General features: G+C 71.1%; 10 protein-coding genes. 4 read left to right on the top strand and 6 right to left on the bottom strand.

The window, feature by feature from the left end; all coding sequences use genetic code 11:
* The first annotated feature begins 15 nt into the window (after positions 1-15).
* The 4 genes from polA to ACLBXO_RS03670 all read left to right on the top strand — a co-directional run bounded on the left by polA (position 16) and on the right by ACLBXO_RS03670 (position 8,297).
* Complete coding sequence (gene polA, locus ACLBXO_RS03685; RefSeq protein WP_447684543.1) at positions 16-3,174, top strand: DNA polymerase I; 3,159 nt, start codon at positions 16-18, stop codon at positions 3,172-3,174.
* Between the two features lie 137 nt (positions 3,175-3,311).
* A complete protein-coding gene (locus ACLBXO_RS03680; RefSeq protein WP_447684542.1) occupies positions 3,312-5,399 on the top strand; it encodes an ATP-binding protein in 2,088 nt (695 codons plus the stop codon).
* Between the two features lie 55 nt (positions 5,400-5,454).
* Entirely contained in the window at positions 5,455-6,426 is a 972-nt protein-coding gene (locus tag ACLBXO_RS03675; RefSeq protein WP_331316897.1) for an NADPH:quinone oxidoreductase family protein, read from the top strand.
* 188 nt (positions 6,427-6,614) lie between these two features.
* On the top strand, positions 6,615-8,297 hold the full coding sequence (locus ACLBXO_RS03670; RefSeq protein WP_331318588.1) for a methyl-accepting chemotaxis protein: 1,683 nt from the start codon (positions 6,615-6,617) through the stop codon (positions 8,295-8,297).
* A 52-nt stretch (positions 8,298-8,349) separates the two neighbouring features.
* On the opposite strand, the gene ACLBXO_RS03665 is transcribed toward ACLBXO_RS03670, so the two are convergent.
* From ACLBXO_RS03665 to ACLBXO_RS03640, 6 genes are all read right to left on the bottom strand, one after another.
* Entirely contained in the window at positions 8,350-9,363 is a 1,014-nt protein-coding gene (locus ACLBXO_RS03665; RefSeq protein ID WP_331316898.1) for an adenosine kinase, read from the bottom strand.
* 52 nt (positions 9,364-9,415) lie between these two features.
* Positions 9,416-9,967 (bottom strand): Uma2 family endonuclease, encoded by a 552-nt coding sequence (locus ACLBXO_RS03660; RefSeq protein ID WP_447681691.1) that lies wholly within the window; start codon positions 9,965-9,967, stop codon positions 9,416-9,418.
* 76 nt (positions 9,968-10,043) lie between these two features.
* Positions 10,044-11,453, bottom strand: a complete 1,410-nt coding sequence (locus tag ACLBXO_RS03655; RefSeq protein ID WP_331316900.1) for an MFS transporter — start codon at positions 11,451-11,453, stop codon at positions 10,044-10,046.
* A gap of 101 nt (positions 11,454-11,554) precedes the next feature.
* Positions 11,555-12,484: a glutaminase gene (locus ACLBXO_RS03650; protein WP_331316902.1), complete on the bottom strand. Its 930-nt coding sequence runs from the start codon at positions 12,482-12,484 to the stop codon at positions 11,555-11,557.
* Between the two features lie 249 nt (positions 12,485-12,733).
* Positions 12,734-14,503 (bottom strand): ABC transporter ATP-binding protein, encoded by a 1,770-nt coding sequence (locus ACLBXO_RS03645; RefSeq protein WP_447684541.1) that lies wholly within the window; start codon positions 14,501-14,503, stop codon positions 12,734-12,736.
* A 204-nt stretch (positions 14,504-14,707) separates the two neighbouring features.
* A complete protein-coding gene (locus tag ACLBXO_RS03640; RefSeq protein ID WP_331316904.1) occupies positions 14,708-16,084 on the bottom strand; it encodes an MFS transporter in 1,377 nt (458 codons plus the stop codon).
* Between the last annotated feature and the right edge of the window lie 189 nt (positions 16,085-16,273).

Below are 16,273 nucleotides of genomic sequence, written 5' to 3'. Positions count from 1 at the left end.
GAGCCGCCTGAGCCCATGACCGACGCGAAGCCCGACGCGAGCCCCGAGACCAAACCCGTCGGCCCCGGCGATCAGGTGATCCTGGTCGACGGCTCGTCCTTCATCTTCCGAGCCTATTTCCAGTCGATCAACCAGGACCAGAAGTACAACTCCCGGCCCTCCGACGGGATGCCCACCGGCGCCGTGCGGCTGTTCTGCACCAAGATCGCGCAGTTCCTGCAGGACGGCGCCGCCGGCACGATGCCGACCCATCTCGGCATCGTCTTCGACAAGTCCGAGGGCTCGTTCCGCAAGGAGATGTTCCCGGACTACAAGGGCCACCGCCCTGACGCCCCCGACGACCTCAAGCGCCAGATGCCGCTGATGCGCGACGCGGTGCGCGCCTTCGGCCTGCACGCGGTGGAACTGGAGCGCTACGAGGCCGACGATCTCATCGCCACCTACACCCGCCAGGCCGAGGCCCGGGGCGCGGGCGTCATCATCGTCTCGTCCGACAAGGACCTGATGCAGCTCGTCGGGCCGCAGGTGCGGTTCTACGATTTCGAGTCGGGCGCCAAGGGCAAGCCCGGCTACCGGCCCGAGCGCAACCTCGATGTCGAGGCAATCATCGCCAAGTGGGAGGGGCTGCAGCCCAACCAGATCGGCGACGCGCTGGCGCTGATCGGCGACACCTCCGACAACGTGCCCGGCGTCCCCGGCATCGGCCTGAAGACCGCGGCGGCGCTGATCAAGGAGTTCGGCAGCCTGGAGGCGCTGCTGGAGCGGGCGGGCGAGATCAAGCAGCCTAAGCGCCGGGAGACCCTGCTGGCGAACGTCGACCAGGCCAAGCTCTCGCGCAAGCTCGTGGCGCTGATGGAGGACGTGCCGGTTCCGGTAGCGCTCGACGAACTCGGCGTGCCGAAGCCCGATCCGGAAAAGCTCGTCGGCTTCCTGAAGGCGATGGAGTTCAACACGCTGACCCGCCGCATCGCCCAGATGCTGCACGTCGATCCCGAGGCGGTGAAGCCCGACCCGCGGCTCCTGCCGGGCGCCCGGCCGCACGGCTACGGCAACGCCGCCGGCGGCAGCGACGCGGTGCCGTTCTTCGGCGATTCCGTGCCGCCGGATCCCGAGATCGCGGCCGCCGGGGCCGAGTGCCCGCCGGGCGCCGCCCCGCCGGAGGGCGGCGAGATCGATCCCTTCGCCGATCTCGACCTGCCGGACGCCCCCGCCAAGCCCCGGGCGCCCGTCGAGGCGACACCCGGCAACGTGGTGGCGGCCCGGGCCGCGGAATCCGTGGCGCCGTTCGACACCGCCGCCTACGAGACGGTCTCGTCCCTGGAGCAGCTCGACGCCTGGATCGCGGAAGGCCAGGAGGCCGGCGTGATCGCGGTCGACACCGAGACCGACTCGCTCGATGCCCACAGGGCCGGCCTCGTCGGCGTCTCGCTGGCGGTCGCCACCGGCCGGGCCTGCTACATCCCGCTGGCCCACGTTCAGGCCGCCAAGGTGCAGGCCGACGCCACCGACCTGTTCGGCGAGGGCGCCGCGCCGTCCGACGTGGTCGAGCCGGTGCCGGGCCAGATCCCCCTGAAGGAGGCCGTCGCCCGGCTGAAGCCGCTCCTCGAGAACCCGGGGGTCCTGAAGGTCGGCCAGAACCTCAAGTACGATTGGGTGGTGCTCGCCCGCTGCGGCATCGAGGTCGCGCCGTTCGACGACACGATGCTGATCTCGTACGTGCTCGACGCCGGCAAGGGCGGCCACGGCATGGACGAGCTGGCCCGCCGGCACCTCGGCCACCAGCCGATCACCTTCGCCGACGTGGCCGGCACCGGCCGCAACAAGGTGACGTTCGACCGCGTCGCGATCGACAAGGCCACCGCCTACGCGGCCGAGGACGCGGACGTGACCCTGCGCCTGTGGCGGATGATGAAGCCGCGCCTCGTGGCCGAGCACCGCGTCGCCGTCTACGAGACTCTGGAGCGGCCCCTGCTGCCGGTGATCGCCCGGATGGAGCAGCGCGGCATCCGCGTCGACCGCGAGATGCTGAGCCGCCTGTCGGGGGATTTCTCGCAGATCCTCGTCCGCCTGGAGGAGGAGATCCAGGAGGATGCCGGCGAGAAGTTCTCGGTCGGCTCGCCGAAGCAGATCGGCGACATCCTGTTCGGGAAGATGGGTCTGCCGGGGGCCAAGAAGACGCCGTCGGGCCAGTGGGCCACGCCGGCCACGTTGCTGGAGGAACTCGCCCAGGCGGGCCACGAACTCCCCAAGAAGATCCTGGAATGGCGGCAGCTGTCGAAGCTGAAATCCACCTACACGGACGCGCTCCAGGCCCACGCCGACCGCGAGACGGCGCGGGTCCACACCTCGTTCTCGCTGGCGGCCACCACCACGGGGCGGCTGTCCTCCTCCGAGCCGAACCTGCAGAACATCCCGATCCGCACCGAGGAGGGGCGGCGCATCCGCCGCGCCTTCGTGGCGGCGCCCGGCAACCGGCTGATCTCGGCCGACTACTCGCAGATCGAGCTGCGGCTGCTCGCCCACATGGCCGACATTCCGGAACTCCGGAAGGCGTTCGAGGACGGGATCGACATCCACGCGGCGACCGCCTCGGCGATGTTCGGCGTGCCGCTCAAGGAGATGACCCCCGACCTGCGGCGCCGGGCGAAGACGATCAACTTCGGCATCATCTACGGCATCTCGGCCTTCGGCCTCGCCGACCGGCTCGGCATCGGCCGCGAGGAGGCCTCGGCGTTCATCAAGCAGTATTTCGAGCAGTTCCCGGGCATCCGGGACTACATCGAGACCACCAAGAAGAGCTGCCGCGACAAGGGCTACGTCACCACCCTGTTCGGCCGGGTGTGCCACTACCCGCAGATCCGCTCCAACAACCCCTCCGAGCGGGCCAGCGTCGAGCGGCAGGCGATCAACGCGCCGATCCAGGGCTCGGCCGCCGACATCATCCGCCGGGCCATGACGCGGATGGAGGCGGCGCTCGCCGCCAAGAAGCTGAACGCCCGCATGCTGCTGCAGGTGCACGACGAACTCGTTTTCGAGGCGGCCGAGGACGAGGTGGAGCGGACGATCCCGATCATCCGCGGCGTCATGGAGGAGGCGCCGGCGCCGGCCCTGACGCTGAAGGTGCCGCTCGTGGTCGAGGCCAACGCGGCGGGCAACTGGCAGGAGGCGCATTGACGGGTCGGGTCGGGTCGGATCGAGGCGAAGCCGGCGGCGCTCCGAAACGACGTCGTTGAGCCGCGTCCGGGCATCTTGGAGATGTCGCCGAAGACGGTCATACGCCGTACGCCCATGACCTGCACTGCTCAGAGCCCGTGACCGACCCCCTCTCCTTCCTCTCCGGCGGCGGCGAGGCCGCGCGGATGATCCGCGCGCGCGACTGGTCCGGCCATCCTCTGGGGTCTCCGGAGACGTGGCCGGCGGAGTTCCGCGCGGCCCTGTCGCTCGTCCTCAACTCGCCGGAATCGATGATCCTGGCCTGGGGGCCCGACCTCCACTTCTTCTTCAACGACACCTATTTTCCGCTCCTGGGTCCGCGGTTGCCCTGGGCGATGGGCGAGCGGTTCGACGTGGTCTGGGCGGATGCCTGGGATCAGGCCAATCCGATCATCGACGCCGCGATGGCGGGCCGTCCGGAACGCTTCGTCGACCTGCCGTGGAAGCTCGACACCGATCGGGGCGCGCGCGAGACGTGGTGGACCTTCTCGTACTCGCGGGTGCTCGATGCCGAGGGCCGGGTCGCCGGCCTGTTCATCCTCACCAACGAGACCACCGGCCGGGTCCTGGCAGACGCCGCCCTCAAGGAGAGCCAGGGCCGGCTCGAGGCGGCGCTCGCGGAGCTGCGCGACCTGAACGCCACCTTGGCGCAGCAGGTCGAGGAGCGCACGGCCGACCGCAACGCCCTGTGGACGCTCTCGTCCGACATGATGCTGCGCTGCCTGTACGACGGGACGATCACCGCGGTGAACCCGGCCTGGACCGAGGTGCTGGGCTGGCGCCCGGACGAGTTGATCGGAACGAAACTCATCGCCTTCGTCCATCCGGACGATCTCGACCGCACCGTCGAGGGCGCGCGCCAGCTCTCCACGGGGTCGAGTCTCGCGCGCTTCGACAACCGCTACCGCCACCGGGACGGCGGCTATCGCTGGATCAGCTGGGCGGCCCGGCCGGGGGAGGGGTTCATCAACGCGGTCGGGCGCGATTTCACCGCGGAGCGCGAGCGCGCCGACGCCCTGGCCGCCGCCGAGGAGGCCCTGCGCCAGTCGCAGAAGATGGAGGCGGTCGGTCAGCTGACCGGCGGCATCGCCCACGACTTCAACAACCTGCTCGCCGGCATCTCCGGGTCGCTGGAGCTGATCCAGACCCGGCTCGGCCAGGGCCGCGTCATGGACGTCGACCGCTACATCAACGCTGCGCAGGGGGCATCGAAGCGGGCCGCGGCGCTGACCCACCGTCTGCTCGCCTTCTCGCGTCGCCAGACCCTCGACCCGAAGCCCACCGACGTGAACCGGCTGGTGGCCGGCATGGAGGACCTGATCCGCCGCACCGTGGGACCCGCCGTGGTGGTCGAGGTCGTGGCGCCCCCCGGCCTGTGGCCGGCCCTGGTCGATCCGCCGCAGCTCGAGAACGCGCTCCTCAACCTGTGCATCAACGCCCGGGACGCGATGCCGGAGGGCGGCCGGATCACCATCGAGACCGCCAATGCCTGGCTCGACGAGCGCGCCGCCCGGCGCCACGACATGCCGCCGGGCCAGTACCTGTCGCTGTGCGTCACCGACACCGGCATCGGCATGCCGCCGGAGATCGTCGGCAAGGTGTTCGAGCCGTTCTTCACCACGAAGCCCCTGGGGCAGGGCACCGGCCTCGGCCTGTCGATGATCTACGGCTTCGCGCAGCAATCGGGCGGTCAGGTGCGGATCCACTCCGAGCTGGGCAAGGGCACGACGGTGTGCCTGTACCTGCCCCGCCACCGCGGCCCGGTGGCCGAGGAGGACGCGCACCCCGCTGTCGGCGCGCCGCCGCGGGCCGCGCCGGGGGAGACCGTGCTGGTGGTCGACGACGAGCCGACCGTCCGCATGCTGGTCACCGAGGTGCTGGAGGAACTCGGCTACACGGCGATCGAGGCTGCCGACAGCGCGGCCGGCCTGAAGGTGCTGCAGTCCGACGTGCGGATCGACCTGCTGGTGTCCGACATCGGATTGCCGGGGGGCATGAACGGGCGCCAGATGGCCGAGGCCGGCCGGATCACGCGTCCCGGCCTGAAGGTCCTGTTCGTCACCGGCTACGCGGAGAGCGCGGTCTTCGGCAACGGGCCCCTCGATGCCGGGATGCAGGTCATCACCAAGCCGTTCGTGGTGGAGGTGCTGGGAGCCCGGATCCGCGAGATGATCGGAACGGCTTGACCGCACGTCCGGTTCGGGCCTGATCGGCCGGGAAACGCCGGGAAGGAGGGACGCCATGCGGGCGCTGCTGTGCACGAAGCTCGACGGGCCGGAGCATCTCGAGATCGTCGAACGCCCCGACCCGGTGCCGGGTCCCGGGCAGGCGCTGGTACGGATGCGGCTGGCGGCCCTGAACTTCTTCGACACGCTGATCACCGCCGGGCGCTACCAGGTGAAGCCGACCCTCCCGTTCTCGCCGGGCGGCGAAGGGGTGGGCGTGGTCGAGGCGCTCGGTGAGGGGGCCTCGGGCGTGGTCGTGGGCGACCGGGTGATCGTCCATGCCGGGCACGGCTGCTGCGCGGAGCTGATCGCCCTCGACGCCGCCCGGCTCACGCCGGTGCCGGACGCCGTGCCGGACGAGCAGGCGGCCGGGCTGACCATCACCTACGGCACCTCGCTGCACGCCCTGGCGAACCGCGCCCGCCTGCGGCCCGGCGAGTGGCTGGCGGTCCTCGGTGCGTCCGGGGGCGTCGGCCTCGCCGCCGTCGAGCTCGGCCGGCTGATGGGCGCGCGGGTGATCGCCTGCGCCTCCTCGGAGGAGAAGCTCGCGGCGGCCCGCGCCCACGGCGCCGAGGCGGGCGTGGTCTACGACCCGGCAACGCTCAAGGACGAGCTGCGCCGGATCTCGGGCGGCGGGATCGACGTCGTCTACGACGCGGTCGGCGACGCCTACGCGGAGCCGGCCCTGCGGGCGCTCGGCTGGCGCGGGCGCTTCCTCGTGATCGGCTTCGCCGCCGGCGCCATCCCGCGGCTGCCGCTGAACCTGATGCTCCTGAAGGAACTCGACGTGCAGGGCGTCCACTGGGGCGCCTTCCTGGATCGGGAGCCCGAGGCGCACCGGGCCGATCAGCGCCGGCTCCTCGGCTGGGTCGCCGAGGGCAAGCTCACCGCGCAGGTTCACGGAGTCTACCCGCTGGCGCAATTTTCCGAGGCCTTCGGCCTCCTGACCCGCCGTGCCGCCGTGGGCAAGGTGCTGCTGCGACCTTGACCGGGCCGCGGCCGCCCGCCTTCCCGGGAAGCGGCGCCTGAACCGCCACACGGCCACGGCGGGCGGCGAGCCATGCGCTCCGCGCTGATCTCCGGCGCAGGTCGTTTCCGAAGTAGATGTTGCGGATCGGTCCGACATTCATCTTCATGCGCCTCGATGCAGTCGAGTCGTCATCCGTGGTGCCCGAGATGAATCTTCGAAGAAGTGTCGTATCGAAGCTGATACTCCCTTCGATCATCGGTCTTCTGCTTTTCCTGGCAAGCTCGATCGTCGGCTTGATGCAGATACAGGCCATCAACGGCGCCGCCGTGGACACCCGCGACGTCTGGGGACGCAAGGACAACGCGCTTCACACGATTCGATTCCTGATGCTGCGGTACCACACCACGACGATCCGCCAGGTGGTGGCCACCGACGCCGGCGAGAACCGGGACCTTGAGGCCGAGTTCGTCGAGATGGATGGGACCATCCCGGATGCCTTCCAGAGCTACCGCGCGGGCATGATCACCCCCCGGGAGCGCGCGCTCTGGGACGCGTTCGAAGGTCGGTGGAAGGCCTATCGCGTGGCGCGGGAGGCGATCCTCGCCCCGCTGAGACGCGGCGACCGGAACGCGGCCCGCGACGCCATCGCGCCGGCCCGCGCACCGCTGGTCGCCGCCTTCGAGGCTCTGGCGGATCTGGGCCACCTCACTGCCGAGGGTATGGACGTCTCGGTCCGCCGCTCCGAGGATGCGTTCCGGACGGCGTGGTCCGTCACCGTGGCGCTCTCCGTCATCGGATTGATCATGACCGGCGCGGCGGTCTGGTGGGTCTGGCGCCGGGTCGCCCGTCCGATCCGATCCCTGGCCGAGATCATGGGCCGGCTCGCGGCCGACGATCTCGACGTGGCCGTCAGCGGCTCCGGGCGGACGGACGAGATCGGCGTCATGGCCGCCTCCGTGCAGGTCTTCAAGGACGGCCTGATCCGGGCGCGGGCGCTCGAGCACGACGCCGCGCAGGCCCGCGCCACGGCCGAGGCGCGGCGGCGGAGCGGCATGCACGAGATCGCCGACGCCTTCGAGGGCACGGTCGGCGGCATCATCGGCACGGTCTCGACCGCCGTCGCCGCGCTGCAGGACACGGCCTCGACCATGAACGAAGCGGCCGCCGACGCCGCCGATCGCTCGGGCCGGGTGGCGAGCGCGGCCGAACTCGCGGTCGGCAACGTCAACGTCGCGGCGGCGGCGGCCGAGGAACTCGGCGCCTCCGTCCAAGAGATCAGCCGCCAGGTCGCGGGTTCGACGGCACTGACGCAGTCGGCGGTCGCGGACGCGGAGGCGAGCGCTCATTTGGTTCAGGATCTGAACGGGGCGGCGGTCCAGATCGGGCACGTCGTGGGCATGATCTCGACTATCGCCGAGCAGACGAACCTCCTGGCGCTGAACGCCACGATCGAAGCGGCCCGGGCGGGCGCCGCCGGCCGCGGCTTCGCCGTCGTGGCCGCTGAGGTGAAGGAGCTGGCCGGCCAGACCGCGCGGGCAACCCACGAGATCGGCGCCCACGTCGCCCGGATCCAGGCTTCCACCGGCGACGCCGTCTCGGCGATCGGGCGCATCGGCGGTCGGGTCCAGGAACTCAGCGCGGTGGCGACGCGGATCGCCAGCGCCGTGGAGCAGCAGGGCGCCGCGACGCAGGAGATCGTCCGCAACGTCTCCCAGGCCGCCCAGGGGGCGGCTGACGTCACCAGCACCATCGCGGGCGTCGCCGACGCGGCGAAGGGGGCCGGCGCGGCGGCCGATCAGGTTCTCACGGCAGCCTCGGAGCTGTCGCTCCGGTCCGGGCATCTCAGGGACGAGGTGACGCGCTTCCTCGCGACCGTCCGCGCCGCCTGAGCGCGCGGGACGGTCGCGGACGAAACCCTCCGACCGCGCCCGCGGCGCCGGCTCAGAGGAGCCCGCGCGCCCTGGCCAGGCCGACCAGATCCGCCTGCGGGCGGGCGCCGATGTGCTGGATGACCTCGGCCGCCGCGAGCGTGCCCAGGCGGGCGCTGGCGACGTTGTCGAGGCCGCGGGCGTGGCCGGCGAGGAAGCCGGCCGCGAACAGGTCGCCCGCGCCGGTCGTGTCGACGACGGTCTGGACCGGGCTCGCCTCGACGGCCCGGACCTCGCCGCCCTGAACCACCAGGGCGCCGTCGGCCGAGCGCGTGACGAGGCCGAGCAGATGGCGGCCGCGGGCGTTGCGCTCGTCGCGCAGGGCCGCCACGGCGGCCTCGGGATCCTCGGTCTCGTAGAGGCTCTGCAGCTCGGCCATGTTGGCGAACAGGATGTCGATGCTGCCGTCACGCACGAGGCCGAGGAACTCGTCGCGGTAGCGGCCCACGCAGAACGCGTCCGAGAGGGTGAGGGCGACGGCGTTGCCCGCCTGATGGGCGAGCTGCGCCGCCTTGCGGAACGCGTCCTTGGCGGCCGGCGGATCCCAGAGGTAGCCCTCGAGATAGACGACGCGGGCCGAGCTCACGAGCGTCTTGTCGACATCGTCGGGTGACAGGCCCTGGCAGGCGCCGAGATAGGTGTTCATCGTGCGCTCGCCGTCCGGCGTCACGAGCACGAAGCACCGGGCGGTCGCCGGACCCTCGGCGGCGGCCGGGACGGCGAAGTCGATGCCGGTCGCCTTGAGATCGTGGCTGAACAGGCCGCCGAGCTCGTCGTTCCGGACCTTTCCGACGAAGCCGGTCCTTGCCCCGAGGAGCGCCGCGCCGACCGCGGTGTTGGCGCCCGAGCCGCCCGACACGATCGTCGCCGGTCCCATCGCCTGGAACAGCGCCTCGGCCCGCGGCTCGTCGATGAGTTGCATCGCGCCCTTGGTGACGCCCTGCGCCGACAGGAAGGCGTCGTCCGTGCGAGCGATCACGTCGACGATGGCGTTGCCGAGCACGAGGAGATCGAGGGGTGCAGTCATACGGGCGTCCTGATTCGCGTTCGCGCCGCTGTGGCATCCGCCTCGGATCGGATCAAGCGCCGTCGTCGGCGGGCGCGAGGTCGGCGAACAGCTCGGGCACGGGCAGGCGCAGGCCGGGCGGCGTCAGGTCCAGCGTCTCCCGGGTCGCGATGCGGGTCTCGATCAGGCCGCCCTGAGCGCGGCGGTGATGGATGACGAGACGCTTCACCGGATCCACGATCAGATAGTGGATGACGCTCTCCAGACCGAAGTAGCGGGTCAGTTTCAGGCCCGAGTCCACCGCGCGTGTGCCCGGCGACTGAACCTCGACGACAATGACGGGATCCGGCACTTCGACGGCATCGAGATCCATCCGGGGCCCACAATAGACCAGTGCATCCGGTTCGAACGTCGTCGTGCTGTCGATGCGGACCGTCATGCCGTCGGGCATCATGTGACAGACGACACCGGAGGCTCTGATCGCACGATTCAGGGCTGTCTGTGCTGCGAACTTGACCAACGCATGTCCGGCCCGCTCCGGTGACATCGCGAACACCTCGCCATCGACCAGCTCGAAGCGCCCCGGCTGCCCCTCGGCCCAGGCGAGAAACTCGTCGACCGTCATCCGGGATCTCGGCTGAGCGACCATGCCCGAGGTTAGCACGGATTCGGCTTGCCGGGAGCCGTGCTCCTCACGGGCCTCACCCCGCGATCTTCTCCAGCGCGACGTCCCGCGTCCGGGGACCCAGCAGCCCGACGAGCAGGCCCGCGGCCAGCATCGCCGCCGAGATGAACAGGAACACGCCCGGCGTCCCGGCCTCCCGCAGCACGAACGCGATGACGAAGCCGGTGAAGATCGCCGAGAAGCGGCTCCAGGAATAGACGAAGCCGACCGCGCGTGCCCGGATGCCCGTGGGAAACAGCTCGGCCTGATAGGCGTGGAAGCTGTACGACATCACGTTCGAGGCCAGCGTCAGGCCGATGCCGAGCGCCACGATGACGGTGACGTCCCGCGTCTGCGCGAAGGCCAAGCCGCAGCCGATGTAGACGAGGGCGGCGGCCACGATGACGTGCTTGCGCTCGAACCGGTCGGCGATGGCGAGGCCGATCAGGGGCCCGACCGGAGCGGCCAGCGCGATCAGCGCCGTGTAGGCGAGGCTCGACGTCACCGTGATGCCCTGGGCCACCAGGAGTGTCGGCACCCAGTTGGCGAAGCCGTAGAAGCCCACCGTCTGGAAGACGTTGAACCCCGCCATCATCAGGGCGCGGCGCCGGTAGGGCTGGACCCACATGTCGCGGAACGCGCCGCGCGGCTGCACCGGCTCCGGCGCGGCCGGTGCCGGAAGCGGCCGCCCATGCTCGGCCGCGATCCGCGCTTCCAGCCGCCGCAGGACCGCCTCGGCCTCCGCCAGACGGCCGCGCTCGACGAGCCAGCGCGGGCTCTCCGGCAGGCCCGCCCGCATCCACCAGACCACGATCGCCGCGGAGGCGCCGATCAGAACCACCCAGCGCCACCCGTCGATGCCGAGGGGGGCCGTCGGGATCAGCAGATAGGACAGGAACGCCACGACCGGCACGGCGGTGAAGCCGATGCCCTGGCACAGGGCGAAGGCCCGGCCCCGGATCGCCTTCGGCACCAGCTCGGAGAGGTAGCTGCCGATCGTCACCATCTCCAGGCCGAGGCCGATCCCCGCGATCAGGCGCCAGAGATTGAGGCCGAAGGCGTCGCTCTGGCAGGCCATCACCACGTTGGCGGCGGTGTAGGACAGGAGCGACCACGTGAAGATCGCCCGCCGGCCGAACCGGTCGGCGAGCCAGCCGCAGGCGATGGTGCCGATGAACAGGCCTGTGAAGAGGGCAGCCACGAAGCTCGCGACGCCGCTGGCACCGAACAGGCCCGGAGTCGTCGGCGTCAGGATCCCGGCCTTGACGAGCCCCGGCGCGACGTAGCCGGTGAACAGCAGGTCGTAGAGCTCGAAGAAGAAGCCGAGCCCGAGCAGCATCACGAGGCGCCAGACCGTCGGCGTCGCCGGGAGCCGGTCGAGACGGGCCAGGAGGGCGCCGGGATCGAGACCCGCGTCGAAAGCCCGGACTGCCGTACGCGTCGCCATGCCGGTGAGCCTCGTCTCGGCGCCGCGGCGCCCCGCCGGCGCAGTGCCGCGGAAGCGGGCAGCGCGCAAGGGGGCGCGACGCCGGCCGCGCGGGGGTGCCGTCAGGCGCCGAAGACGGACCAGCCCATGCGCTGCGTCAGCCGCTCCAGGGCGATGCGGCCGAGGTGAGAATTGCCCGCCGCGTCGAGGCCGGGCGACCAGACGGCGATCGAGGCCTTGCCCGGCGCGATCGCCAGGATGCTGCCGCCAACCCCGCTCTTGCCCGGCAGGCCGACCCGGTAGGCGAACTCGCCCGACCCGTCGTAGTGGCCGCAGGTCAGCATGATCGCGTTGATGCGGCGCGCGCGCTCCGCCGACACGACCGAGTGGCCTGTCGACGGGTTGATGCCGTTATGCGCCAGGAACCGGCCGGCCTGCGCAAGCTGCCGGCAGTTCATCGCGATGGCGCAGTGGTGGAAGTAGACGCCGAGCGTGTAGTCGACCGGATTGTCGAGGACGCCGAACGATTTCATGTAGTTGGCGAGCGCGGTGTTGCGGAAGCCCGTGCGCTTCTCCGAGGCCGCCACCCTCTCATCGATGGCGATGCTGGGATCCTGGGCCAGGAACTGCATGAAGCGCAGGATCTCGCCCAGCGCCTCGCGGGGCTCGTGACCCGAGAGGATCACATCGGTGACCGCGATCGCGCCCGCGTTGATGAACGGATTGCGCGGCACGCCGCGCTCCCGCTCCAGCTGGACGATGGAGTTGAACGGGTTGCCCGAGGGCTCGCGGCCGACCCGCTTCCACAGCCGGTCGCCGACCATGCCGAGGGCGAGGGTGAGCGTGAACACCTTCGACACGCTCTGGATCGAGAACGGCGTCTCGCTGTCGCCGCCGGCGAAGACCTGCCCCTCGGCGTCGATCACCGCCAAGCCGAACTGGTCGGGATCGACCCGGGCGAGCTCCGGGATGTAGTCCGCGACCGCGCCCCGGTCGGGGCGCTGGGCCATCTCCTCGGAGATCTCCCGGATGACGTGGGCAAGGTCGGGCACGGTCGGGCTCGGGCGTCGCGTTGCGTCGGAACCGGGCCGGTTCGCGACGTCTCGGGCGATGCAAGGTCCGGTCCGGCCGAGCGGTGATCTAGCAGTGCCGGGCGGGCGTGGGAACCGAACGGAGCCATACCCCGCCGTCCTCGCGAGCGGAGCGAAGCGATCCAGCGGCGCCGCGTTCGGCGGTGTCGCGCTGCCCTGGGTCGCTTCGCTCCGCTTGCGAGGACAGGGCGCGAGCTAGAGGTCGAGGCGTCACGCGGCGGCGAGCGCCATCGCCATCGATTCCTTCTTCATGAGCTCCCGGAAGAAGCCGTCGAGATGGGTCAGCTTGTCGGGCGAGCCGTCCTGCGCGATGCGGCCGCCGTCGAGCACGACGATCCGGTCGAAATCCTGCAGCGTCGAGAGACGGTGCGCGATCGCGATGACGGTCCGGCCCTTCATCAGGTTCGCGAGGGCGTGGCGGATCGCCTGCTCGGATTCGGCGTCCAGTGCGGAGGTCGCCTCGTCGAGCAGCAGGATCGGCGAGTTCTTCAGGATCGCCCGGGCGATGGCGATGCGCTGACGCTGACCGCCCGAGAGCTTCACGCCGCGGTCGCCCACGATCGTATCGAAACCCTCCGGCAGGGCCTTGATGAAGTCGGTGCAGTGCGCCGCCTCGGCTGCCTGCCAGACCTCGTCGTCGGTCGCCTCGGGCCGGCCGTAGCGGATGTTCTCGCGCAGCGAGCGGTGGAACATCGAGACGTCCTGCGGCACGACCGTGATCGCCTCGCGCAGGGATTCCTGCGTGACGCGCTCGATGTTCTGCCCGTTGATGCGGATCGCGCCGCTCTGCACGTCGTAGAAACGCTGGATCAGCGAGAACAGGGTCGACTTGCCGCCGCCCGACTTGCCGACGAGGCCGACGCGCTGGCCGGGCTCGATGACGAGATCGAAGTCGGTGAAGACGGGCCGCCCGTCCGGATAGTTGAACGCGACGTGCTCGAACTCGATCTTGGCGCCCTGACCGCTGAGCGGCTGCGCCTCCGGATGGTCCACGAGGTCGTGGGGCTGAAGCAGGGTGTGCAGCGCCTCGGACAGGCGCGCGGTGTGCTGGGTCGCGTCGACCAGCGCCACCGCGAGGTCGCGGGTGGCGGCGAGGATGCGGATGCCGAGCGTGCAGACCAGGACCACCTGACCGTTCGTCGCCTGGCCGGCCTCCCACATCTGGATCGCCCAGTAGAGCAGGCCGAACACGGCCAGCACGGTGAGCACCGCGTGCACGATGCGCAGCTTCTCGAGATAGAGCAGGGACGAGCGGCGGGCCCGCATCTCGGTGGCGATGGTCCCCTCGAAGCGCTTCCCCTCCCGCTTGAACGCCGAGAAGGCGCGCACGAGCGACATGTTACCCACGAGGTCGACCATCTCGCCGTCGACGGAGGCGGCCTTGGCGGCGAAGTCGTGGTGCAACGGCTTGCCGGCCGCGGCCATCTTGAACATCAGCACGACGACGGCGGCGAATACGCCCGCCAGGATGCCCGCCATGGTGAGGTTGACGGTGGCGATGTAGGCGATCGACCCGAAGGCCGCGACCGTCGGCGGCATCACGTTGAACACGAACATATTCTCGACCGTGAAGATCGCGTTCGAGGTCGCCGTGATCCGCGACGCCAGGGTGCCCGGCTGGCGGTCGGAGAAGAAGGTCGGGGAGTGGCCGGTCAGGTGCCGGAACAGGTCGCGCCGGATGTCGCCCGTGATGCCCACGAAGGTGAAGGCGCCGGTCAGCGCCGCCACGCGCCAGAGCATGTTGTCGGCGGCGATGAAGGCGATCAGGACCGCCAGCGCCCCCCAGATCACGGTGTTGCCCGGGCCGGGGCCCTTCGTCAGCGCGTCGACCACGCCCTTGAGCGCGTAGTCGGTGGACACCGAGAAGCCGACGGCGCCGAGCACCGAGATCAGGATGACCAGGTGCGGCAGCCAGCGGCGCCGGAGATACCGCCCGACGAAGGCGAAGGGCCTGTCGGCGTATCGGTGCAGCTCTTCCATCGCGGTGACCATTCCGTATTCGCGCGGCTTTGGCTTACGGGCTGAGGCGGAGTGCAGCGCGGGCGCAGTCTGACCCGCAGCGGCAACGCGAGAGCGTTGCCATATGTTTCACCGGCTCGCACCTTCGTTGCGCTTTTATCCGCAGAACCTGAACGCCGCTTGAGCGGCGTGGAAACACCCAAGCGAATCCGATGCCGTGACCGTTCAGGCCGCGCGCTCCGTCTGGCGCGTCTCCGGCATGATCAGCGCCACCAGCATGAAGGCCGCGAAGCCGACGACCGCGAGGCCCAGGAAGGCGCTGTGGCTGCCGAGGTGGTCGGCCATGATGCCGGCGAGGGACGTCGAGAGGGCGGCGCCGATGCCCATGGCGGTCCCGACCGCGCCGAGGGCGAGGTTGAAGCGCCCGGTGCCGCGGGTGAGGTCCGACACGATCAGCGGCACCATCACGCCGAGCACCGACGCCGAGATGCCGTCGAGGACCTGGATGGCGACGAGGCCGTACGGGTTGGTCGTGTAGGCGAGCATCAGGCCGCGGACCGGCAGCGCGCCGAAGCCGAACAGCAGGACCGGGTAGCGGCCGAAGCGCTCGGCGGCCCGGCCGACCGCCGGGGCACTGACCGCCAGGACGGCCTGCGGGACCATGATGCAGGCGGCGACCAGCGCGGTCGCGGTCTCGCTCGCCCGCAGGGTCAGGACGCTGCCGACGAGGGGCAGCATCGCGGCGTTGGCGAGGAAGAACAGCACCATGCAGGCCGCGAAGCAGAGCAGGCCGCGGTTGGTCAGGAGGGCGCGGATGCCGTCCTGGCCGGATGCGGGCCCCGTCGGGGCTGGCGCCGTCTGGGCCGCGGCCGGCTCCTTGAACACGCCGGGATCGATGTCCTGGGCGCGGATGCGCGCCAGCGCGATCACCGTCGGGATCCCGAGTGCCGCGGTGAGGTAGAAGACAGCGCCGTTGGACAGGTAGTAGCCGATCGCGCCCATCCCGGCCGCGCCCAGGGCATTGCCGAGGGCCGCGAAGCTCGCGTTGCGGCCGAGGCGCTCGCCGGCCCGGGCGCGCCCGACCAGGCCGATGCTGATCGCCGCGATGGCCGGCGTCAGCACGCAGCTCGCGGCCGAGTGAAGCGCCATCGCCAGCAGCACGACCAGGAAGCTCGGCCAGACCGCCAGCGCGAAGGCGCTGCCGGCGATCCCGATCACCGCCACGGCGGCGGCGAAGCGCTTCGAGCGCACGACGTCGACGAAGGCGCCGCCCGGCACCTGGCCGAGGAGCGCCACGAGGCTGCCGACCGTGAGGGCGAAGCCGATGTCGGACTGGGTCCACTTGGCCTGTGAGAAGTAGACCGCCAGGAACGGCCCGAACCCGGTCTGCAGGTTGGCGACGAAGAACGCGAAGGCATCGAGGCCGTAGCGGCTCGCCGACGAGATCGCGCGCTCGCCGTGGGCCGCCGATGCGGCCGGCGGACGCGCGGCCTCGGCCGCCTGATCCTTCAGGCGGGTCGGACGGGAGCGGATGTCCTGCCGGGGCACGTCGCGCTCGCGGGAGGCGGCGGCGGTTCTGACCTTCAACCGGGCCACCGTCACTTATCCGGTGCCTTCTCCGGGGGCAGGGCGGGCACGGTCGCCGGCGGGGCGGCGGCCGGTGCCGCGGCGGCCGGAGCGGCGTTGCCCGGCGTGGGTGAGGCCGGTGCTGTCGGGGCCGGTGCTGGCGGGGCCGGGGCGGTCGAGGCCGGAGCCGACGCGGCCGGGGGCGGCTGCGCCGCCGTCAAGTCG

It is taken from the genome of Methylobacterium sp. C33D, from assembly GCF_053345825.1.
Note: the sequence above shows the minus strand (reverse complement) of the source record. Positions and strands in the feature narration are given on the sequence as shown.